This is a genomic window from Neobacillus drentensis (assembly GCF_021560175.1).
In the GTDB taxonomy this organism is placed as follows: domain Bacteria; phylum Bacillota; class Bacilli; order Bacillales; family Cytobacillaceae; genus Neobacillus; species Neobacillus drentensis_A.
Genome location: NZ_CP091110.1, coordinates 5,109,028 through 5,133,191, shown reverse-complemented (window position 1 = coordinate 5,133,191; position 24,164 = coordinate 5,109,028). Strand labels below are relative to the sequence as shown.

Below are 24,164 nucleotides of genomic sequence, written 5' to 3'. Positions count from 1 at the left end.
AGTACTCATCGAGAGGTGAAAGAACATGCAATTTAATTGGGTAGTCGGCAAGGCATACACGGGTTGTGAGTGGGTTATGAAACTAGCTTATGTAAATATTTTATGGGTGCTCTTTTCATTGGGCGGTCTTATTTTACTCGGCATTTCCCCTGCATCTGTCGCATTGTTTACCATTTTAAGAAAATGGTTGATGAATGAAACGGATGTACCGATCTTTCGTACTTTTTTAAGTACTTATAAAAAGGAGTTTGTCAAATCCAATCAGCTTGGATGGATAATGGGGCTGATCGGGATGTTCCTCTATTTGGATTTCAAGTATCTGATTACGGTTGGAGGAACGATACAATACGTGCTTTCCATCCCGCTTGTGATTGTTACGATTTTATTTTTTATCACGATGCTTTATCTTTTTCCTGTTTATGTTCATTACGAATTACGCCTGATTCAATATATTAAGAATTCCTTTTATATTGGAATCATTAACATGCATATCACTATTTTGATGATTGCTGTAACGATCCTTATAGGCATCTTGTATCGTTCTATTCCTGGGATTGTTCCGTTTTTTAGCATAAGTTTGTTCTCTCTCATGGTGATGACGGGAGCCAAACAAAGTTTTAATCGGATTGAAGCCAAACAAAAAAAACTCAGTGTACAAAATTAATAAACTGTACTTCCGAAAAAAGCTGTCTACGCAAAAATATGACAGCTTTTTTATTTGCCAAAATTTGTTTTAAAAAAATTTTATAAATCTTTGTTTATCCGATAGACAAACGAAGTGGAGGGTGCTATACTCTAATTAAACCTAGGTTAAAGACTACGAGATTAAAAGACATGTAAGCATTTACAAGACTAGGTCTATAACCGGAAAACATTAGGAGGAATCCACCCATGGCATATTTTGAAAATGTAAAAAACATTCAATTTGAAGGTTCAGATTCATCGAATCCTTTAGCATTTAAGTATTATAATCCACAAGAAGTAATCAACGGAAAAACTATGGAGGAATTATTACGTTTTTCTGTTACGTATTGGCATACATTCACAGCTGACGGAACAGATCCATTCGGCGTAGGTACTGCCATTCGTCCTTGGAACCACTTAACAGGACTTGATTTAGCAAAAGCACGCGTTGAAGCAGCATTTGAACTTTTTGAAAAATTAAATGTTCCATTCTTTGCTTTCCATGATGTGGATATTGCTCCAGAAGGAAGCACATTAGCTGAATCAAACAAAAACCAAGACATTATCGTTAACATGATTAAAGAATATATGAAAACAAGCAAGACAAAGCTTCTTTGGAACACGGCTAACATGTTCACAAATCCTCGCTATACACATGGTGCGGCAACTGCTCCAAATGCAGATGTATTCGCTTACTCTGCTGCGAAGGTTAAGAAAGGCTTAGAGGTAGCGAAGGAATTAGGCGCAGAAAACTATGTATTCTGGGGCGGCCGTGAAGGATATGAAACACTATTAAATACAGATATGAAGCTTGAGCAAGATAACCTAGCACGTTTCTTCCATATGGCAGTAGATTATGCAAAAGAGATCGGGCTAAACGTGCCATTCTTAATAGAGCCAAAACCAAAAGAGCCAACAAAACACCAATATGACTTTGATGTAGCAACTGGACTAGCATTCTTACAAAAATATGACTTAACTGATCACTTCAAGTTCAACCTTGAAGCAAACCATGCAACATTAGCTGGCCATACATTCGAACATGAACTTCGTACGGCTCGTATCAATGGCATGCTTGGATCAATCGATGCAAACCAAGGCGATACATTACTTGGCTGGGATACGGATGAATTCCCGACTGACTTGTATTCTACAACATTAGCAATGTATGAAATTCTTCTAAATGGAGGCCTAGGAAAAGGCGGTACGAACTTTGATGCTAAAGTACGCAGAGGCTCTTTCGATCCAGAAGATTTATTCCATGCTCACATCGCTGGAATGGACGCTTTTGCAATCGGCTTAAAAGTTGCAAACAAATTACTAGAAGATCGTGTATTCGAAAACTTCATTGACGATCGTTACAGCAGCTATACAAAAGGCATTGGTCTGGACATCGTTGAAGGAAGAACGAATTTCCGTGAATTAGAACGGTACGCTCTTGGTTTAACTGAAATCAAAAATACTTCAGGCAGAACAGAAGTATTAAGAGCTACCCTTAACCAATATCTATTAGAAACACTTTCAGGTGTTACAGTTCGATAAAAACAACAATGAACCTAACAAAATAAAATGGAAAATGTGCTGGAAGTTACTTGTCCAGCACATTTTTATAGAGAGGGATGCTGCAAATGAAATACGTTATTGGTGTTGACCTTGGGACAAGCGCTGTCAAAATTCTCCTTGTTAATCAAAATGGTGATGTATGCCAGGAAGTTTCCAAATCTTATCCTTTAATTATCGAGAAATCAGGTTATAGTGAACAAAACCCGGAAGAATGGGTGGCAAAGACCACTGAAGGATTGGCTGAATTGGTCCAAGCATTCCAAGGCGATGTAAAGGATATAGAAGGAATCAGCTTTTCAGGACAGATGCATGGGTTGGTTTTACTAGATGAGGCAAACCAAGTTTTGAGAAATTCAATTCTTTGGAATGATACAAGAACCACGAAGCAGTGTCAGGAAATTTATGAGACTGTGGGTCAAGAGAGACTTCTTGAGATTACAAAAAATCCGGCATTGGAAGGCTTCACATTACCGAAAATTCTTTGGGTAAAAGAGCAGGAGCCTGAAACATTCAAACGTGCAAGCGTATTCATGCTTCCAAAAGATTATTTGCGTTACCGCATTACCGGCAATCTTCATATGGAGTATTCGGATGCAGCCGGAACATTAATGTTAAATGTAAGTAAACGGGAGTGGAGCCCGGAAATCTTAAATCTATTTGGTATTGCTCCTGAACTTTGTCCGCCGCTGGTAGAATCCCATGCTTGTGTAGGCACAGTTACAGCTGAATTTGCGCAAAGTACTGGATTATCAGAAGCAACCAAGGTGTTTGCGGGCGGAGCAGATAATGCTTGTGGAGCAATCGGTTCAGGTATTCTTTCAGAAGGTAAATCATTGTGCAGCATTGGTACATCTGGTGTTGTCCTTTCATATGAAGAAAGAAACGACCTAGACTTTGAAGGTAAAGTTCACTATTTTAACCATGGTGAGGAAAATACTTATTACACGATGGGGGTTACTCTTGCTGCCGGTTATAGTTTAAGTTGGTTTAAGGATACATTTGCAAAAGAGGAAGCCTTTGATCAATTTTTAGAAGGTGTTGACGGGGTACCTGCCGGCAGTGATGGCTTATTATTCACTCCGTATATCGTTGGAGAAAGAACACCGCATGCGGATTCAAATATCCGGGGCAGTTTTATTGGAATGGATGCTGGCCATGAGCGGAAGCACTTTGCCCGTGCGGTTCTGGAGGGAATCACTTTTTCATTAAATGAGTCCATTGAAATTTTTAGAAACAGTGGTAAGACCATTGATTCGATCATTTCTATTGGCGGCGGTGCTAAAAATGAAACATGGCTGCAAATGCAGGCTGATATCTTTAATGCTAAAATTGAAAAACTGACAAGCGAACAAGGTCCAGGTATGGGGGCAGCAATGTTAGCGGCTTATGGCAGCGGCTGGTTTACCTCTTTGAAAGAGTGTGCAGAGAAGTTTATTCAAACGTCAAAAACCTATTATCCTATTGAGGGAAATGTAGAAGCATATAAAAAACTATTTGCTATTTACCAACAAGTTTATACACAAACCAAAACGCTTAATGATCAATTAAAAGAATTTAGAAGATAAGCAGTAGATCGATAGGTGGAGGGGACATATGACAAAGTTAGTTAAAAAGCAAGATGGCTCTTTTTACACTGGGGAATATCGAAATCTCTTCAAAGAAATCGGCAAAACAGAAGAGGAAATCAATCAAAGAATCAAGGATAATTGGGAAGAACTCTTTAATGGTAACGATGATACACGAATCTATTATCCAGTCGGCGATGATTTAGGTTACATGCTCGATACCGGGAACCTCGATGTGCGGACAGAGGGTATGTCCTATGGAATGATGATGGCGGTACAAATGGATAATAAGGATGTTTTTGACCGGCTTTGGAAATGGACATTTGAGTACATGTATATGACGGAAGGAGAAAATGCAGGTTACTTTGCCTGGTCATGCCAGCCTGATGGTACGAAAAATGCCTACGGTCCTGCTCCTGATGGAGAAGAGTTCTTCGCGATGGCTTTATTCTTTGCTGCTCACCGTTTCGGGGATGGTCCAGAGCCTTTTAACTATAGTGTTCAGGCAAAAGATATACTCCGAACCTGCCTTCATAAGGGCGAAGACGGAGTCGGCTTCCCAATGTGGAATAGGGAGAATAAGCTAATTAAATTTATCCCTAATTGTGAGTTCTCAGATCCATCCTATCATTTACCGCATTTTTATGAATTATTTGCTCTGTGGGCATATGAAGAGGACCGTGCATTCTGGAAGGAAGCAAGTACAGCAAGCAGAGAGTATTTGAAAATTTCCTGTCACCCTGAAACAGGCTTAGCACCGGAGTATGCCTATTATGATGGCACACCAAATAATGAAAAAGGCTATGGTCATTTTTTCAGTGATGCTTATCGTGTTGCCGGGAATATCGGTCTTGATTATGAGTGGTTTAGAGGAGATGAATGGGAAACGGAAGATGCGAATAAGATTCAAGCCTTTTTTGCAGATAAGGACCCGTCTGATTATCGTCGTTATACGATTGCGGGCGTTCCATTCAAGGAAAAATCCCTCCACCCGGTCGGTTTACTTGCGACTAATGCCATGGCTTCCCTTGCTGCCGATGGTCCAGAGCGTTTAAGATGGGTGAAATTATTCTGGAATACTCCTGTTCGAACTGGGGAAAGACGGTATTATGATAACTGCTTGTATTTTTTCAGTTTGCTGGCATTAAGCGGCAATTATAAAATTTGGATGCCTTATTAAGTGAAAGATAGACTACAAGAATGCTCTTCGTATTTATTAAAGCGAAGGGTATTCTTTTTTTACATAGGACTAAAAATTTAGAGGACATCAAACGAAGCCCCTCAAGTATTGAACTTGAGGGACTTTGTCGTTTGGAAAGCACATTAAAATAAGAGAGATTTCAAAAAATTTTCAGATAGTTTAACCGCTAAACTATGTTCCGTGATAAAATGAGAATAAATAAGTTCTGATTGGGAAATTAATTTGTTTTTTATTTATTAGTCTTTCAGCAGCAATAACAATAGAACACTAGTAAAAATGTCAGGTGAGATATGTCTTTTTATTATGTAAGCGCTTAATGTTCAGAACTTTAAAGCGTCGAATCGCTAATATCATCTAATTGGAGTTGAATAGACATGCATAAAGTGATTTTAGTTGATGATGAAAATTTTTTCCGGAAAGGATTAAGAAGTTTAATAGATTGGGAAGCATGTGGATTTAGGGTTGCAGGAGAAGCAGCAAATGGTGAAGATGCGTTAGCACTTATTGATGAAGTAAATCCCGAACTCGTCATAACCGATATCCGAATGCCGGTCTTAGATGGATTAGAGTTAATTAAACATGTTATGCAAAAAGAGGGCGATCCTCCTAAATTTATTATTATCTCGGGTCACAGTGATTTTAAATACGCCCAACAAGCGGTACGTTACGGTGTTCATGATTTTATCCTAAAGCCGATTGATCAGGAGGAAATCGAGGAAACCTTGCAATCGCTTTCCAATACGATAACAGAACAAAAGCTCGTTGTTGAACGGAACATCGAAATAAAGAAAGCTGTTTTACTTGAAAATCTGATTTATGGAAAAGTGAATGAGGAGGATGCAGACGCTTTCTCAAGAGAACTGTCGTTAAGCAGTTCAGCTGAATATTATTATCTGATTTTAGAGGTAAACGGACTTCCCGAATCTCTAAGTGAAGCGGCCCCTGATTATCAAGTGGAAGAAAAAATAACTAACATTATGCGCGATATATGTGATCCACATCTGGGGGTATTTATTCAAGAGTTAGAACAAGGAAGCTATGGATTGTTAATTCCGTCCACCTATCTGCATCACTTCCAAATGCAAATCAGTCATTTTGTGAGCTGGATTAACGGACTACTTACAAGTAATATGACTCAAGCGATCACCTTTTATATTGGACCTGCTGTTTCTGAATTACATTTGTTAAAAAATTCGTTTGAAGCAGCCAAAAATGCACGCGAGTATAAGTATGTGTATGAAGATAAAAATATTATTCTTTCAAAGGATATAGAAAACAATCAATCAATTACCTATACAGAGCTCGAGGATTCCTACTATCATCTATTAATGGAGCAAATCGAAGAAAATACGACCATGGCCATTATGGAGACTATAGATAAAATTTTCCTTCAGTTTGTCTCGAAAAAAATGGCTCATGTAGCAGTGAAAGCATCTATCAATCGATTTGTACACGCGATTTTAAAAATTATTAAAAACATGGAAGGGGAAGTATCGAATTTAAAAAAATTCCGGACGATGCTTCAGCTGCAAAACTATAATTTAACGTTACAACAACTTAGGAAACAATTTCTCGAATTTGTGTTAGAAAGTAAAGAAATGATCACGATCCTTCGCAAACAATCTTCAGATGGTGAGGCTCATAAAATTAAACAATTCGTAGACTCACACTATACAGAGAATATAAGTTTGAAATCCATCGCAGCAAAGTTTTATATGAATCCTGTCTATTTGGGACAACTATTTAAGAAAACCTATGGGATTTATTTTAAAGATTATTTATTGCAGGTAAGAATTAATGAAGCGAAAAAACTGTTAAGGCAATCGGAACTGAAGATATATGAAATTGCGGAAAGGGTAGGTTTTAATAATACGGACTATTTTGTAACGATGTTTGGGAAGTTTGAAAAGTTAACTCCGTCTGAATATCGGAATAAACTCTTGGAGAAAAGAAAAGTGTGATCAACATGAAAAAAAAGAAATTTAGTTTTCATAATGTACGTTTAAGTAAAAAACTATTAATTATGTATATTTTTTCAGTCCTAATTCCGATTGTTTTAACCAATATTATTTTTTACACCGTTACGATTAACAATGTAAAACAGCAGCAAATGCATGACTCGGAGTTGGCATTGAACCAAATTAGTCATGATTTTGGGAAGATTATCGACGATGCCGTTGGGATATCTTCCTCTCTCTATACGAATACCAATATCAACTTATTTCTAGAGAAAGAATATCTTTCAGATGCTGATTATGTTGATGATTATAACACTTATTTACGAACATTTAACCAATCAAGTCCAATTAATCCTTCGATCAATTCTATCCGTTTTTATACGGATAACCCAACGATTATTTATTCAGGCGGAGTTTATCCATTAACGGAAGAAATCAAAAAGTCAAATTGGTATCGACAAATAATGGGAAGCAGTATTACCTCTCCTATCGTATTACGATCATCAGTAGATGACCAAACATCCACGTTTAGTATTATAAGGAAACTCGATTATTTTAACTTTAATAATAAACAAAAGATTGTAAAAATCGAAATCAATCCCGCAACCATTGAAAATATATTCAATAATGTCACCTTTAAAGGAGATGTGTACCTTCTAAATGAAAAGGGGGAAATTGAATATTCAACAAAAAAAGATCTAGGATGGAGAAAAAAGGTTATTCCATTTCGTCAGATATCGAATAAAAAGAAGGCAGATATCCTAGATTCGACCTACTTGGACCAATCCTATCTTCTAAACTGGAAACTCGTTGGGACTGTCTCTGAAAAAAAGATGCTTAATACAGTAAACAAGTCAGGACGTTTTATTCTCTATTTGGCTTTTATCAATATAATCATTCCTTCGATTATCATTATTCTAATTAATAGATCCTTTTTAAGAAGGTTACAGCGCATATTTAGGCATGTAAAAAAAATGGGCGATCAGAATTTTGAAAAGATTCCTGATCCAGAATACACGGATGAAATTGGTACCTTAACGAGTGAGTTTAATCGAATGATCAGGAAAATTGAGGAACTAATTCAAGACGTATTTATGGCTAATATCCAAAAGCAAGAGATGGAGATTAAACGGAATCGTGCGCAGCTGAGCGCTCTCCAAAGCCAAATTAATCCGCACTTTTTATTCAATGCTCTCGAAACCATTCGCATGAGAAGTTTAATGAAGGAGGAGATCGAGACAGCTAAGATTATTCATAATATGGCGAAAATCTTTCGCAATTCCCTGACATGGGGGAAAGATATGGTAACGGTACGAGAAGAAATAAACCTTATTATCAGTTTTTTGGAAATTCAAAAATACCGCTTTGGAGATAAGCTGGATTATGAGATTCATATCGATCACGATGCGGATGAATGTATTATACCCAACATGGCACTGCAGCCATTTATCGAAAATGCCAGTATTCATGGAATTGAGCCGTTGAAGGAAAATGGCAAAATTGAGGTTCATATTTCTATTGAAGATGATCTGTTAGTCTGTAAAGTCATGGATAATGGTGTGGGGATGTCGGAATCTAAAACGCAACAATTAATTAAGGAACTCGAGAATGAAAATGATATGGGAAAAAGCGTTGGAATCAAAAATGTGTATTATCGATTGAAACTTTATTATCAGGACCAATTTCACTTCCAGCTGGATAGTAGAGAAGGGGAAGGAACGGTTATTATCATAAAGATTCCGAATCAAACTAGAGGAATTTCAAAAAAACTAAATTTTTAGAAAACCATCTATACTTTTCTAAGTAACACCTTTAGTTTTTAAATGGTCGATGTAAACCCTTTCAAAATATAATAAGGATGTACCAAATAAATAGGGGGGTTAGAAAATGATAAGGAAAAAAATTGTAGCAGTACTCACCTTAGTTATGCTGATACTCGCGGCAGTCGGCTGCTCAAAAGATCAAAGTGCCAGCGGAAAGCCAAGCGAATCCGGAGGTAAGGAAAATTCGAAACCGGTAACATTCTCGTATTATAATGCCGCTCAGGCAGGTAAGGACAGAAATACGAATGAAACCGTTATCGGGAAAGAGTTAGAAAAACAAACTGGTGTTAACTTTAAAGTAGAATACGCTGTTGGTGATATTAACACAAAAATTGGGACCATGATTGCAAGCGGTAAATATCCTGATCTTTTAGTTCCAGATGCAGCATTACCTAAAATTTTAGATGCAGGTGCATTTATTGATCTTTCTGATTTGATCGATAAGTATGCTCCGAATATTAAAAGAGTGTATGGCCCATACATGAATAAAATGAAAGATAAAGATGGAAAGATTTATTTCCTTCCTATGGAAGCTTATCAAGGATATCTGCCAAATCCGAATATTGACCAAGGCGCATTCTGGATTCAGCGTGCTGTCTTAAAAGATGCAGGCTATCCGAAAATTAAAACACTTGATGAATATTTCAACTTAATTGAACAGTATCAAAAGAATCATCCGAAAGTAGATGGTAAATCAACAATTGGATTTACAGCTTTAACTTATGATTGGAGATTCTTCGCTTTATCAAATGCACCAAATCACTTGGCCGGGTATCCAAATGATGGCGGCGTTCAGGTTGATATGAAAACTCATGAAGCAAAAGTTTACGGTAATAATGAAGATACTAAGCGTTATTTCAAGAAATTGAATGAAATTAACAACAAAGGTTTATTTGATAAAGAATCGTTTGTTGCCAACTATGATGAATATCTTGCTAAATTAACTTCAGGCCGTGTACTTGGATTCTTTGATTACGGATGGCAAATTGGACAGGCAGAAACGAACCTGAAAAATGCCGGTGTAGACGATAAGCGTTATATGGCTTTGCCAATTGTATTTGACAAAGATACAAAAGATCAATATTTGGATCCGCCTAACTTTGTAAGCAACCGCGGTATAGGTATCACAGTAAGTGCAAAGGATCCAGTAAGAATTATAAAATATATGGACAATATGCTTAAAGAAGAAAATCAAAAGCTGATTTTGTGGGGAATTAAAGGACAAACATATGATGTGAATGATAAAGGCCGTTTCGTTCGTACCCAAGAACAAATCAACAAAACTGCTGATGATAAGTTTAGAGAAGATTTCGGTTCTAAGATTTATGAGTGGGGCTGGCCTCGCGGAAATGGACTATTCTCTGACGGAAATGCATATGAACCTAGAAGACAAGTTGAAGTAGCGCAATTGTCCTATGATGAGGGCGACAAGAAATTGCTTGATGCATATGGAGTTAAAGTTTTCTCTGATTTATTTGCTAAGCCAGATGACCGTCCTTGGTATCCTGCATGGGGTGTACAGTTAGAAGAAGGTTCTAAGGAGCAAATCTTCACGCAACGACAAACTGATTTGGAAAAGAAATATTTCCCTAAGTTAGTTTTAGCCTCTCCTTCTAAATTTGATTCTGTTTGGAATGAGTATGTAAAACAGTACAATGCTCTCGATGTAAAACCATATGAAAAGAAAATGACCACGGAAGTTAAAAAGCTGATTGAAATGTCTAAGTCCAACTCTAAGTAATTTAACATAACTAACTTGCGTAACTGAGGCCGATATTGCCAAATTGGCTTATCGGCTTCCTGTTTTTTTACAATGTTTTATCTTCGAGATTATAAGCCTCATCTTGGTTAGAGAGAGAATGAGTATCTAAGGTGTGGCTTATGATGATTGAGTTTTGTATGTATTTGCTTTTTAAGAGGAGGGGTAAAAAATGCAGGTTCAGACTGAAACAACAAAGACTGTTGTGGATTCTTCCGTATCGGTTCAATCGAAAAAAACTAAAAAAACATTTTTGAAAAAGGCAATGTCACAAAAAGCACTCATTGCAATGAGTTTTCCCTTTTTAATTTGGCTATTTGTTTTTAAATATATTCCATTATGGGGCTGGTCCATTGCCTTTCAGGACTTTAAACCCGCAAAAGGTTTGTTCGATCAAGAGTGGATAGGATTTGAACATTTTAAATTTTTGTTTGCTGACCCGAACTTTTACCGCGTGCTTCGTAATACTTTAGGGATGAGCACCATTAACCTGGTATTGGGTTTTGTTACAGCTATTGGATTAGCACTACTTTTAAACGAAATAAAAGCTTTAAAGTTTAAAAAAGTTGTCCAAACCATTAGCTATATGCCACATTTTATTTCATGGGTTGTTGCTGCTAGTATTGTTTCCTATGCACTTTCACTCGATAACGGGATTGTAAATATTGTCTTACTGAAATTAGGGATTGTTGATAAACCCATTCTATGGCTAGGCAAAGAGAAATGGTTTTGGGGAATCCTTGGTGCTTCTGATGTATGGAAAAACGTAGGCTGGAACACCATTATCTATTTGGCGGCTATCACGATGATTGACCCAGAGCAATATGAGGCGGCAGATATTGACGGTGCCACTAGATTGCAGCGAATCAAATATATCACGCTCCCATCTTTAAAACCAACGATCATCATTTTGCTGATTATGAATTTGGGCTATATTTTAGAATCTGGTTTTGAAGCCCAATATTTACTGGGGAATCCATTAAACCTCGATTACTCAGAAAACCTTGATATTTATGTGTTAAAGTACGGTATTTCTCTAGGTAACTTTTCACTTGCCACTGCAGCGGGGATCTTTAAGACAGTCGTGAGTTTCATCTTCTTATTTGCAGCAAATAGTATTGCCAAAAAGTTTGACCAGCCAAGGCTTTTCTAGGAGGGGATTTTATGGGAAAGAAACAACTTTTCAAAGCAACCAGGAGCCATACAGGTGCAGGCGACTATATTTTTGATATTTTTAACTATACCTTTATGTTTTTCCTATGTGTCGTGATGTTATATCCTTTTATTAATCAGTTGGCTGTTTCCTTGAATGATGCGAATGATTCCATAAAGGGAGGTATTTACCTTTGGCCGAGGGAATTTACCTGGTCAAATTATAAATATGTATTTGGTGAATCTAGTATTTTCCATTCATTTATGATTTCAGTTCTAAGAACACTGATCGGAACATTGACATCCGTACTTGGCACAGCAATGGTAGCTTATACGATTAGTCGAAAGGATTTTGTCTTTAAAAAGTTTGTGACAATTGCTTTTGTTCTAACCATGTATTTTAGTGGCGGACTAATTCCAAATTACTTGCTTATCAAAGAACTTAATTTATTGGATAGTTTTTGGGTATATATTATCCCTGGAATTATCGGCGTATTTAATCTCATTGTTATTCGTTCTTTCATTGAAGGCATCCCGGAGAGTTTATTTGAATCAGCAAAAATCGATGGAGCAGGAGATTTTACTACCTTTATAAAAATTGTCTTACCATTATCACTTCCTGTATTAGCAACGGTTTCATTGTTTGTTGCTGTTGGTCAATGGAATTCTTGGTTTGATGTTTTCTTGTACAATTCTTCCACTCCTGAACTAAGTACCTTACAATATGAGCTTATGAAAATTTTACAGAATTCAAATGCTTCTATGTCAGGCAAGACTGCGGCAGATGCATTTGCTAGCAGTAATTCAGCTGCAAACACAGTAACTCCTACTTCCATAAGGGCAACCATGACGATAATTGCAAGTTTACCAATTATTATGGTGTACCCATTCCTGCAAAAATATTTTGTAAAAGGCTTAACTTTGGGTGGAGTTAAGGGATGATTCTTAAAAAAAATGGGACAATATGTCCCTTTTTTATTGAACATCTAGCGTTGAATGAATTAGAGAGTATTTTGTAAAAAAAACGATGTGGTATAAGCAAACTTTTTATTAGGATACAAGGAGTGGAAAGACAATGAAGCAAGGATTCAATCCGTATCTTCCATCATGGGAATATATTCCTGATGCAGAACCATATGTTTTTAATGATCGAGTGTATGTTTATGGCTCTCATGATCGTTTTAATGGGCATGTCTTTTGCGTAAACGATTATGCGTGCTGGTCTGCACCGATCGATAATTTAGGTGATTGGCGGTATGAAGGCGTCATTTACAAAAAAACAGATGATCCACTCAATCCTGATGGAAGAATGTGTCTTTATGCACCGGATGTCACGGTGGGTCCAGATGGTCGATATTATCTCTATTATGTGCTTGACAAAGTTCCCATTGTGTCGGTAGCTGTCTGTGATTCGCCGGCAGGACGTTACGAATTTTACGGTTATGTGCATTATCCAGATGGAACACGCTTGGGGGAAAGAGAAGGCGACCAGTCTCAATTCGACCCAGGGGTCCTAACCGAAGGTGAGAAAACCTATTTGTACACTGGATTTTGTGCAGCAGGTGACAAATCAAGAAAGGGTGCCATAGCGACGGTACTTGGTCCGGATATGCTTACCATTATGGAAGAACCCGTTTTTATTGCACCAAGTGAGCCCTACAGCAAGGGCAGCGGGTACGAAGGACATGAGTTCTTTGAAGCGCCGTCCATAAGGAAAAAAGGCGATACATATTATTTGATCTACTCCTCTATCGTCATGCATGAGCTTTGTTATGCGACTAGCAAGCGTCCGACAGAAGGCTTTGTCTACCAGGGAGTCATCGTAAGCAATGCCGATCTTCATATCGATACTTACAAACCAGCGGACAAGCCTATGTACTATGGTCACAATAATCACGGCAGCATTGTTGAAATTGATGGGAAATGGTACATCTTTTATCACAGGCATACCAACGGAACCGTTTACAGCAGGCAAGGCTGTGTTGAACCGATCGAGTTTAGAGACGACGGCACAATACCCCAAGTAGAGATGACATCCTGCGGACCCAATGGAGGACCACTAGTAGGACGCGGGGAGTATCCAGCTTATGTGGCATGCAATCTATTCTGTAAGGATGAGGAATTGTATTCGGGTTCTCTCGGGGCATGGATGGACGGACGATTTCCGAGGATTACGCAGGATGGTAAGGATGGAGATGAAGAAAACGCATACATTGCGAATATGAGGGATACTGCAACAGCCGGTTTTAAATATTTCCAATGCGACGGTATTCGAAAAGTCAAAATCAAGGTGCGTGGGTATGCCAAAGGGAGTTTTGAAGTCAAAACAGCCTGGGACGGGCTGGCCCTCGGAGAAATACCGGTTGATTTTACAAACATTTGGACAGAATATGCCGCTGATATTACCATTCCGGACGGTATACAGGCATTGTATTTTACTTATAAGGGGATCGGTAATGCAAGTCTCGCTTCTTTTACTCTGGAATAAATATACTTATGAGTAACCTCCTTAAAAATTGGAATAAAAAAGGAATAAATACTGAATTCGATAAAGTTTAAACTAACTTACTAATGAGAGGATGGAAAATATGGGACAAAAGGCAAAAATGATTCTTGAAAAGGATTTTAAAGTTTCTGAGATTGATAATCGTATCTACGGTTCGTTTATCGAACATCTAGGACGTGCAGTCTATGGCGGGATTTATCAGCCCGGTCATCCGCAGGCAGATGAAAATGGTTTCCGTCAAGATGTGATGGAGATGGTAAAAGAGCTTCAGGTTCCTATCATTCGTTATCCAGGTGGTAACTTTGTTTCTGGTTACAACTGGGAGGATGGCGTAGGACCAGTTGCAAATCGCCCACGCAGGCTTGATTTAGCCTAGCGCACCACTGAAACCAATGAAATTGGTACAAATGAGCTCATGAAATGGGCAAAGCTGGTAAATGCCGATGTAAACATGGCCGTTAACTTAGGAACACGCGGGATTGATGCTGCGAGAAACCTGGTAGAATATTGCAACCATCCGGGCGGTTCTTATTATAGTGACTTACGGATTTCACACGGGTTTAAAGTGCCGCACAAAATTAAAACATGGTGCTTGGGAAATGAAATGGATGGTCCTTGGCAAATCGGCCATAAAAGTGCTGAAGAATATGGGAGACTTGCTGCTGAAGCAGCCAAGGTCATGAAGTGGGTTGACCCAGCCATTGAACTAGTTGCCTGCGGAAGCTCAGGCAGAGGCATGCCGACCTTTGCAGATTGGGAAGCAACTGTTTTGGATCATACCTATGATCATGTTGAATTTATTTCGCTTCACCAATATTACGGTAATCGTGATAATGACATCTCAAACTATTTGGCTATGACACTCGAAATGGATGACTTTATCCGTTCAGTCATATCCATAGCCGATTATATTAAAGCGAAAAAACGAGGAAAGAAGAATATCAATCTTTCTTTTGATGAATGGAATGTTTGGTATCACAGTAATGATGCCGATAAGAAAATTGAACCTTGGAGCATTGCACCTCCGCAGCTGGAAGATCATTATAATTTTGAGGATGCCCTATTGGTTGGATGTATGCTGATCACGTTATTAAAGCATGCTGACCGCATAAAAATTGCTTGTCTTGCCCAGTTGATAAATGTAATTGCACCTATTATGACGGAAGAAAATGGACCAGCCTGGAAGCAGACCATCTTCTATCCATATATGCACGCATCGGTATTTGGGCGCGGCATTTCCTTGAATCCGATTATTTCAAGTCCAAAATATGATAGCAAGGATTTTACGGATGTACCTTATTTAGAATCAACCGCTGTATATAATGAAGAAAATGAACAGTTAACCATTTTTTCGGTAAACCGCCATTTAAAGGAAGGCTTGGAACTAGAGTGCGATATTCGTAATTTTGAAGGATATGAGGTTGTGGAGCATATCGTGCTTGAAAACGAAGACTTAAAAATAACCAATTCGGCTAAGGGAACACCGGTTGCTCCTCATTCAAATGGTAATGCCGTGATTAAAAATGGTTTGGTTTCAGCAGTGTTGCCAAAATTATCTTGGAATGTAATCCGGTTAGCAAAACGTAAATAGTTTCGAATCCAAATCCATATTACAGTTCATTGGAAAATGGAGTTTATGGCAGCGTAAAAATGATAGTAATAACTGGAGGAATACTAATGAATTACCGATTACTAGGAAAAACAGATTTAAAAGTTTCCGAGATAGGATATGGCGCCTGGGGTATAGGGAATACCGGATGGCAGGGAGCAAACGATGAAGAATCCATTAAGGCACTCAACAAAGCAATTGATCTTGGCCTGAATTTTATTGATACGGCCCTAGGGTATGGTAATGGCCACAGTGAGCGCTTGGTTGGACAAGTAGTAAGAGAACGTCCAGAAACGATTTATGTATCAACCAAGATTCCTCCGAAAAATTTAAAATGGCCTGCTCCGGCTGGTATTCCGGCAGAAGAAGCCTTCCCGGCAGATCATATTATTTCCTGCACGGAAGAGAGCTTGCGCAATCTTGGTGTCGATACGATCGATGTCCAACAGTTTCACGTTTGGTCTGACGAATGGGTAAATCAGGGGGACTGGCTTGAAGCCATTAAAAAACTGAAAGAGCAGGGAAAAATTAAATATTTTGGTGTTTCCATTAATGATCACCAGCCGGAAAATGCCATCAAGCTGATTGAGACAGGCTTAGTTGATACCGTTCAGGTCATCTACAATATTTTTGAACAAAGACCGGAGGATAAGCTTTTCCCTGCTTGTGAAAAACATAATGTCGGTGTTATTGCCCGTGTACCTTTGGATGAAGGGGGGCTACCGGCAAAATTACTCCTGAAAGTAAGTTCGATGAGGGAGATTTTAGAAACCACTATTTTAGAGGGGAAAGAAAACTTGAAGTCTACAACCAGATACAAGAAATCGTAACAGATCTTAACATTTCTATTGAGGATATGGCTGAAACTGCTTTAAGATACATTTTAAGCCATCCAGCGGTTTCTACCGTTATACCCGGCATGCGTACCATCAAAAATGTCGAAAAAAACTGTAAGGTTGGGGACGGAAAAGGGCTTTCTCAAGAATCGGTTAAGAAGCTGCAAGATTATAGGTGGATTCGTAATTTTTATCAGGCATAATCTTTGTTTAACCCATCTAAAAAGTCTGTATTACCCAAGAAATTTACACTTCATTTACAACGGATTAATAATTAATTCCTGCCTGTCCATATGACGGGCAGGAGGAGTCTCACCGAATATAGATGAAATTATGTTAATAGGAGATGGATGAAAGATGGCAAAGACTAGTGTTGAGGTTTCTTCATTGCAGAAAGTATATGAAAACTATTTTAACATTGGTGCAGCGGTAAATCTTCGTACAATTGAAACACAGCAGAATTTATTAGCAAAACATTTTAATAGTATTACTGCAGAAAATGATATGAAATTTGAGTTACTACAACCGGAAGAGGGCAAATTTACATTTGAACGAGCCGATAAATTGGCAGCGTTTGCACAAACGCACGGGATGAAGATGCGTGGGCATACTTTGGTATGGCACAATCAAACTCCTGACTGGGTTTTTGTGAATTCTAATGGAGAACAGGTTACTAGGGATCAATTGTTACAACGAATGAAAGACCATATGAACACTGTCATGCAGAGATATAAAGGGCAAATTTACTGCTGGGATGTAGTCAATGAAGCAGTAACAGATGAAGGTCCAGAGTTGTATAGAAAAACCAATTGGCTAGACATCATCGGCGAAGATTACATCGAAAAAGCTTTTGAATTTGCGCATGCTGCTGACCCAGATGCATTGCTTTTTTACAATGATTATAATGAATCCAATCCAGGGAAGCGGGAAAAGATTTATCAGCTTGTGAAATCATTGGTTGACAAAGGGGTCCCGATTCATGGAGTCGGTCTTCAGGCACACTGGAATTTAACAAACCCAAGTCTCGAGGACATTCGTGCGGCTATTGAACGTTATGCATCCCTTGGGTTGAAACTGCAACTGACAGAATTAGATATATCTGTGTTTAAACATGAAGACAAGCGCACAGACCTTACCAACCCAACAACCGAAATGATTGAACTGCAGACCCAAAGGTATCAACAGGTATTCGAATTACTTAGGGAATATCGAGAGGTATTTACGGCCGTAACGTTCTGGGGTGCTGCCGATGATTATACATGGTTAAATGATTTTCCAGTAAGAGGTCGTAAAAACTGGCCATTTTTATTTGATGAAAATCATCAGCCAAAAGAGGCTTTTTGGAAGGTTATTAACTTTTAAGAATAGACCAACAAGCAGGAGATAGAACTTATGCCAAAGAGTTGCCTCAGATGATCTGGCAACTCTTTCTTTTAAGGAAGATTCTTTTGAGAGAAGGTAAAAATATGACATTAACCGTTCAACATGTTTTAGATCGATTAATGGAGCCAGTGGACCACATTCAAAATACTGTAGACATGCTTAAATTCGGCCATCCAAACATGGAAGTAAAAGGAATTGCCACCACGTTTATGGCCACACAGCAAGTCATAAAGCGGGCGATTCATCTAGGGGTCAATCTTTTGATTACCCATGAGGGCCTTTTTTATAGCCATATCGACAATCCAGAGTTATGGGAAGAAAACACTGTCTATTCTGAAAAAAATAGGATCATTACAGAGTCTGGGCTATCGATCTATCGGTTTCATGATTATCTACATCGCTGCCAGCCAGATGGGATTATGACTGGCTTGATAGAAGCCTTGGAATGGAAAACATTTATAGAAAAGGACACCCCAACATCAACGGTAGTAAAAATTCCTCCGATGTCTGTTAGGGAAATTGCTGAGTACGTAAAAGATAAGCTGGGAATTCAATTTGTACGTACAGTTGGAGAGCTATCTGATACTTGTTCACGTATTGGTTTGTTGGCAGGGTATAGAGGGGGTGGAACTTTGTCGATCCCGCTCTTTGAGAAGGAGCATGTAGATTTAATTATTTCAGGTGAAGGTCCAGAGTGGGAAACTCCAGAGTTTGTCAGGGATGCAGTCTATCAGGGGAAACGAAAAGCATTAATCGTGTTAGGACATGCTGAAAGCGAGGCACCTGGTATGAAATATTTAGCAAAATGGATCCAATCTGAATTCCCTGGCATTCCTGTCCATTTTATTCCTGAAAAACCACTTTTCAAAGTTGTATAATCAACTTCCCATAAAACATTATTTCAATGGAGGATGCTCTGTAATGGAAAGTACAATCGATCATACTTGGAACAATCTAACCCAACAATACAAGGTAAAGCATAAAGAGAGTTATTCCGCGTGGCTTCAGTATAAAAAAGTAGATGATCCTACATTGGTAATGGAGTACCAACAACTCACTGCCCATATAGAAAGTTTTGCAGATTCCGTCGTCATAGAATCTGCACGAAATGAGCTTCGCTCGGCCCTTTCTTCCATGCTTGATATACATCCAGAAACATCATCGGGGACTAAACCTAAAAATAGGATTGTATTAGTTACCAAGACGGAATTAAATTTGTTGGAAAATAAGATTGAAGTAGATTTTAATCAAATCAATGATGCTGGTTATTTTATCAAGATGGTTACGACTAATGAAAATACTACCATTTATCTAGTGGGCAAAAGAGATATAGGTGTTCTTTATGCCGCTTTTCATCTGTTAAGATTGATGCAGAATCGGGAAAGCATAAAAAATTTAAACATTGTGGAATCTCCTAAAAATCAATTAAGAATGATTAATCAGTGGGATAACATGGATGGCAGCATTGAACGTGGTTATGCTGGAAAGTCTATTTTTTACAAAGAAAATGCTTTTTCCGATGAACTAGATCGTATTCAAGATTATGCAAGATTGCTATCTTCTGTAGGGATCAATGCCATCGCTATTAATAATGTAAATGTCCACCAAGTAGAAACTAATCTAATCACTGCTAGCTTACTTCCTCGTGTAGTGGAGGTTGCCAGCATTTTTAGAGCTTATGGAATTAAAACGTTTCTTAGTATTAATTATGCAAGTACGATTCAACTGGGCGATTTGGAAACGGCAGATCCGCTTGATCCTGAAGTGAAAGAATGGTGGAAAAATAAAGCGAAAGAAATCTACCAGTATATTCCCGATTTTGGAGGTTTCCTGGTTAAAGCAGACTCCGAACATAGGCCTGGTCCATTTACTTATAACCGAAATCATGCAGATGGTGCAAATATGTTAGCTGAAGCATTAGAGCCATTCGGCGGTTTGGTTATTTGGAGATGTTTCGTCTATAACTGCATGCAGGACTGGCGTGATCGCTCAACCGACCGTGCGAGGGCGGCCTATGACCACTTTAAACCCTTAGATGGAAAGTTCCATGAGAATGTGATCTTGCAGATTAAAAATGGACCGATGGATTTCCAAGTACGGGAGGCGGTTTCCCCATTATTTGGTGCTATGCCGCAAACCAATCAAATGTTGGAGTTCCAAATCACCCAAGAATACACAGGACAGCAAAAACATCTATGTTACTTGGTTCCTCAGTGGAAGGGAATCCTTGATTTTGACACCTATGCAAACGGAGAAGGCTCACCCGTAAAACAGGTCGTCGATGGTTCTATGTTCCCGTACCGTTATTCAGGTATCTCAGCCGTTTCGAATATTGGGAATGACTACAACTGGACTGGACATACATTGGCACAAGCGAACCTATATGGTTTTGGCCGTTTAACATGGAATCCTGACCTTGAAGCAGAAACCATTACAAATGAATGGATTGGGCAAACCTTTGGCCAAGATGGTTTGGTTAACGATCAAATCAGTCAGATGCTTCTTAAAGCGTGGGAAATCTATGAACATTATACCTCACCACTTGGAGTTGGCTGGATGGTGAATCCGCATCATCACTATGGACCCAATGTTGATGGTTATGAATATTCAGTTTGGGGTACCTATCATTTTGCTGACTGCCGTGGTATTGGCGTTGACCGTACCGTAAAAACAGGTACTGGTTATTCAGCACAGTATTTTAAAGAGAATGCAGACATGTATGAATCATTAGAAACCTGCCCGGATGAATTGTTATTGTTCTTCCATCATGTTCCATATACCCATAGGTTAAAATCGGGCGATACAGTGATTCAACATATTTACAATACCCACTTTGAGGGCGTTCAAGAAGCAGAGGAATTAAAAGGACGATGGACAAAATTAGAGGGCAAAATAGATTCCGAGCGTTATGAAGACATTTTAAATAAATTGGAAGAACAAGTATCACATTCTAAAGAGTGGCGGGATATCATTAACACTTATTTTTACAGAAAATCAGGCATTGCCGATGAACAAAATAGAAAAATCTATTAAGATGATGTGTTAATGGTGCTACCCTCACGTCAAAGGTGGATCTGTAATGGAAATTGCGAATAGTCAGGGAGCGGCGCCACAAATCAGTTTGCTTAGGTTAACATGGCCAATTTTTATCGAACTTTTTCTTCAAGTGATTATGGGCAGCACGGACACGATCATGCTGTCCCATATCTCCGATGATGCAGTTGCCGCAGTTGGGGTATCGAATCAACTTATTTTCTTTACCATTCTTATCTTTAATTTTGTTTCAATGGGGACCGCTGTAGTCCTCTCCCAGTATTTAGGAGCGGGCTTACGTGAACAAGCTAAGATCGTAACGACCATGTCAATCAAGCTAAATTTCATCATGGGGTTCCTTATTAGTATCATCATGGTCATTTTCAAAGGCGAATTTCTGGCATTTTTTCATCTCCCAGAACATCTTGCTGGTTTAGGAAAGCAGTATCTTTCCATTGTTGGCGGAACTCTTTTTATTCAGGCATTATTGCAAACTGTATCTTCTATTTTAAGGGCAAATGGCTACACGCGGGATGCGATGTTTGTGTCTATGTTCATGAACGTGGTTCATTTAGCGATCAATAGTATTTTGATTTTTGGTTTATTGGGATTCCCCCAATTGGGTGTGAAAGGGACGGCTATCTCAACAGGAATAAGCAGAACAGCAGCGCTATTGGTGATTCTCACAATTATGTATAAAAGGATTCCAATGAATATTAAGTTAAAAGATTACCTAACAAATGATCGTACACAAGTAAAAAAAATCTTAAACATTGGTATTCCAGCTGCTAGTGAGCAACTCTGTTATAACGCCAGTCAGTTAGTAATCACGTCGATGATCGCGATTCTTGGTGCTGCCGCCTTAACCACCCGTGTTTATACACAAAGTGTTAATTCTTATATTGTTTTATTTGGCTTGGCCATGGGGCAGGGAACACAGATTTTAATAGGTTATAAGGTAGGTGCCCGTGATTTCGATGGTGCCTATCGCCAATTATTAAATAGTTTAAAATACAGCTTTATTCTCACCTTTACGGTTGCTGTCTTTATTTGTTTCTTCCGGGAATCTCTCCTATCAATTTTTACGGATAATAAAGAGATTATTTCTATGGGAAGCAAGTTATTATTGTTTTGCTTCATTTTGGAGCCGGGCCGAACGTTTAACCTAGTCGTCATTAGTTCACTAAGGGCAGCTGGTGATACTACCATCTCTGTTAAAATGGCCGTTATCTCGATGTGGGGGATTTGCGTGCCGCTGGCTTACTTCTTAGGAATTCATCTCGGATTTGGACTGCCGGGTTTTTGGATCGCTTTTATTGTAGATGAGTGGGTTAGAGGGATTACCATGTTCTTTAGATGGAAAAGCAGGGCATGGGAAAAAAAAGTCTTGGTTCAAAATCAAGTTTCACCAACTGCCTAACAAAGAATGATCGAAAAATTTTCATCTTCTTAAAAAGGCAGGGATTATGGTAATCGGTGAAAAATTAATGAAAAAGAGAGAGATTAGAAGGAACATGTTAGGACATGAAGAATATATAAGCTTAGTCTCCTTGTTTTGCTTGGAAGAGACAAGTCAAAAATATCTTTTTTTATACACTTAATTCAGTCATCCAACAAACATGCTGGTTGGTGAATAGGAGGAAATTGAAATGAAAGAGAAGCTGCGCTGGGGAGTCTTAGGATGTGCCAATATTGCCATCCATTCTGTTATTCCAGCTATTAAAAACTCTGAAACTAGTGTGGTGCTTGCGATTGCCAGCCGGGGATTAGAGAAGGCAAGGTCGACTGCTGCTGAGTTAGGCATCGAGCGAGCATACGATAGTTATGATGCACTTTTGCAAGATCCTGATATCGATGCGGTTTACATTCCATTGCCAAATCATTTGCATAAAGAATGGACCATAAAAGCCGCAAAAGCGGGTAAGCATGTTTTATGTGAAAAGCCGCTTGCGCTAAACCAGGAAGAAGCAAGGGAAATGGTTAAGGCATGCAAAGAGGCGGGGGTCAAATTGGGCGAAGCATTTATGTACCGTTATCACCCTCGATATGAACGTATTAAGGAAATTTTAAATTCCGGAGAAATAGGAACCATTCGCGGACTGCATGGGAGCTTTACCTTTAATAATGCCGCAGACAAAAACAATGTCCGCTATCGTGCTGAATGGGGCGGGGGATCCATTTACGATGTCGGCTGTTATCCGATAAGTGCCGCACGATATTTGTTGGATCGGGAACCGGAAGCGGTTACGGTACAAGCTTTTTACTCACCAGAACATGACGATGTTGACATGATGGTATCCGGCTTAATAGAATTTCCTGAAAATATTGGAGTAACCTTTTTGTGCGGTATGTGGGCCCATTTTCAAAACACCCTTCAAATTGTAGGGACTAAAGGAAAAATAGATATTCTAAACGCCTTTATCGTGAATTCCGATTTAGGGGGAGATTTTAACGTTACCGTTGATGGGGAAACACGAACCGAACCATGTAAGGAACTAAATCAGTATACCATCCAGGTGGATGAATTTGCCCAAAGTATTATGGACGGCACATCGCTCCGTTTTCCATCAGAAGATGCTATCAGTAATATGAAAGTCATCGATGCGTGTTTATTATCCGCAAAAAATAAACAACGTGTGGCACTTACTTAAAACCAGAATTTCATTCCTACGGGAGATAACTAAAATAGTAAACCATTAAGCTTTTATATAAGGAGACGCTGCTAAAATCGAAAAGCACAGAGTACAATTAGAACAATTTTCTGGTCTTTGCAGGGAATTGAGAGTAAGAGAAGATAACCTTAGCTTTTAAAATGGCCCATTAAAAGATTCCTTGCATCACTTAAACTTGTCAAGAATTACCAGGAATATGCCTCTTGCGCCCGTCCTCCTGGGCCAGGGAATATTCCGTCTATTTAGCTTTTGGATACGGTCCATTACAGGTTTTTAAAAATCTTAGTTTGTTGATTACGCAAACTAAGTTACTGGTGCTATAATAAAATTAGAAATCTTAATTGACCAGTAATCTATCAACTAAGGAAGAGAATAGACAAAGTTTGATCGCTCGCAGGCAGTAGGCCTTTTCATTAACAG

Annotated in this window: 17 protein-coding genes and 1 pseudogene; all 18 read left to right on the top strand. The window is 38.7% G+C overall.

Annotated features, from left to right (window positions below; translation table 11 throughout):
- Positions 1 to 25: 25 nt before the first annotated feature.
- The 18 genes and pseudogenes from L1999_RS24440 to L1999_RS24360 all read left to right on the top strand — a co-directional run bounded on the left by L1999_RS24440 (position 26) and on the right by L1999_RS24360 (position 23,723).
- The gene (locus L1999_RS24440; RefSeq protein WP_235740894.1) at positions 26 to 664 is read left to right on the top strand and encodes a YesL family protein; all 639 of its coding nucleotides are present in this window, start codon (positions 26 to 28) and stop codon (positions 662 to 664) included.
- A gap of 227 nt (positions 665 to 891) precedes the next feature.
- Positions 892 to 2,226, top strand: a complete 1,335-nt coding sequence (gene xylA / locus L1999_RS24435; RefSeq protein ID WP_235740893.1) for a xylose isomerase — start codon at positions 892 to 894, stop codon at positions 2,224 to 2,226.
- 86 nt (positions 2,227 to 2,312) lie between these two features.
- On the top strand, positions 2,313 to 3,812 hold the full coding sequence (gene xylB, locus L1999_RS24430) for a xylulokinase (RefSeq protein WP_235740892.1): 1,500 nt from the start codon (positions 2,313 to 2,315) through the stop codon (positions 3,810 to 3,812).
- Positions 3,813 to 3,840: 28 nt separating this feature from the next.
- A complete protein-coding gene (locus L1999_RS24425; protein ID WP_235740891.1) occupies positions 3,841 to 4,992 on the top strand; it encodes a family 8 glycosyl hydrolase in 1,152 nt (383 codons plus the stop codon).
- A 395-nt stretch (positions 4,993 to 5,387) separates the two neighbouring features.
- On the top strand, positions 5,388 to 6,974 hold the full coding sequence (locus tag L1999_RS24420) for a response regulator transcription factor (protein ID WP_235740890.1): 1,587 nt from the start codon (positions 5,388 to 5,390) through the stop codon (positions 6,972 to 6,974).
- A gap of 5 nt (positions 6,975 to 6,979) precedes the next feature.
- Positions 6,980 to 8,752 (top strand): sensor histidine kinase, encoded by a 1,773-nt coding sequence (locus L1999_RS24415; RefSeq protein WP_235740889.1) that lies wholly within the window; start codon positions 6,980 to 6,982, stop codon positions 8,750 to 8,752.
- 106 nt (positions 8,753 to 8,858) lie between these two features.
- The gene (locus L1999_RS24410; protein WP_235740888.1) at positions 8,859 to 10,535 is read left to right on the top strand and encodes an ABC transporter substrate-binding protein; all 1,677 of its coding nucleotides are present in this window, start codon (positions 8,859 to 8,861) and stop codon (positions 10,533 to 10,535) included.
- Between the two features lie 190 nt (positions 10,536 to 10,725).
- Positions 10,726 to 11,706: an ABC transporter permease gene (locus tag L1999_RS24405; protein WP_235740887.1), complete on the top strand. Its 981-nt coding sequence runs from the start codon at positions 10,726 to 10,728 to the stop codon at positions 11,704 to 11,706.
- An 11-nt stretch (positions 11,707 to 11,717) separates the two neighbouring features.
- Positions 11,718 to 12,647 carry a carbohydrate ABC transporter permease gene (locus L1999_RS24400; protein ID WP_430539988.1) on the top strand — a complete coding sequence of 310 codons (930 nt, stop codon included), beginning with the start codon at positions 11,718 to 11,720 and terminating at the stop codon, positions 12,645 to 12,647.
- Positions 12,648 to 12,780: 133 nt separating this feature from the next.
- The gene (locus L1999_RS24395) at positions 12,781 to 14,193 is read left to right on the top strand and encodes a family 43 glycosylhydrolase (RefSeq protein ID WP_235740886.1); all 1,413 of its coding nucleotides are present in this window, start codon (positions 12,781 to 12,783) and stop codon (positions 14,191 to 14,193) included.
- Positions 14,194 to 14,293: 100 nt separating this feature from the next.
- A pseudogene (locus L1999_RS24390) lies at positions 14,294 to 15,802 on the top strand (alpha-N-arabinofuranosidase).
- An 86-nt stretch (positions 15,803 to 15,888) separates the two neighbouring features.
- Positions 15,889 to 16,650, top strand: a complete 762-nt coding sequence (locus L1999_RS24385; RefSeq protein ID WP_235740885.1) for an aldo/keto reductase — start codon at positions 15,889 to 15,891, stop codon at positions 16,648 to 16,650.
- Positions 16,551 to 16,859, top strand: coding sequence for an aldo/keto reductase (locus L1999_RS29915; protein ID WP_430540054.1), 309 nt, complete (start codon positions 16,551 to 16,553; stop codon positions 16,857 to 16,859). The genes L1999_RS24385 and L1999_RS29915 overlap by 100 nt, the downstream gene beginning before the upstream one ends.
- A 154-nt stretch (positions 16,860 to 17,013) precedes the next feature.
- Positions 17,014 to 18,018 (top strand): endo-1,4-beta-xylanase, encoded by a 1,005-nt coding sequence (locus L1999_RS24380; RefSeq protein WP_235740884.1) that lies wholly within the window; start codon positions 17,014 to 17,016, stop codon positions 18,016 to 18,018.
- Positions 18,019 to 18,122: 104 nt separating this feature from the next.
- Positions 18,123 to 18,917, top strand: a complete 795-nt coding sequence (locus L1999_RS24375; protein ID WP_235744454.1) for a Nif3-like dinuclear metal center hexameric protein — start codon at positions 18,123 to 18,125, stop codon at positions 18,915 to 18,917.
- 43 nt (positions 18,918 to 18,960) lie between these two features.
- Positions 18,961 to 21,072, top strand: coding sequence for an alpha-glucuronidase family glycosyl hydrolase (locus L1999_RS24370; RefSeq protein ID WP_275677234.1), 2,112 nt, complete (start codon positions 18,961 to 18,963; stop codon positions 21,070 to 21,072).
- A 46-nt stretch (positions 21,073 to 21,118) separates the two neighbouring features.
- A complete protein-coding gene (locus L1999_RS24365; protein WP_235740883.1) occupies positions 21,119 to 22,492 on the top strand; it encodes an MATE family efflux transporter in 1,374 nt (457 codons plus the stop codon).
- 229 nt (positions 22,493 to 22,721) lie between these two features.
- Positions 22,722 to 23,723, top strand: coding sequence for a Gfo/Idh/MocA family protein (locus tag L1999_RS24360; RefSeq protein ID WP_235740882.1), 1,002 nt, complete (start codon positions 22,722 to 22,724; stop codon positions 23,721 to 23,723).
- Positions 23,724 to 24,164 lie beyond the last annotated feature (441 nt).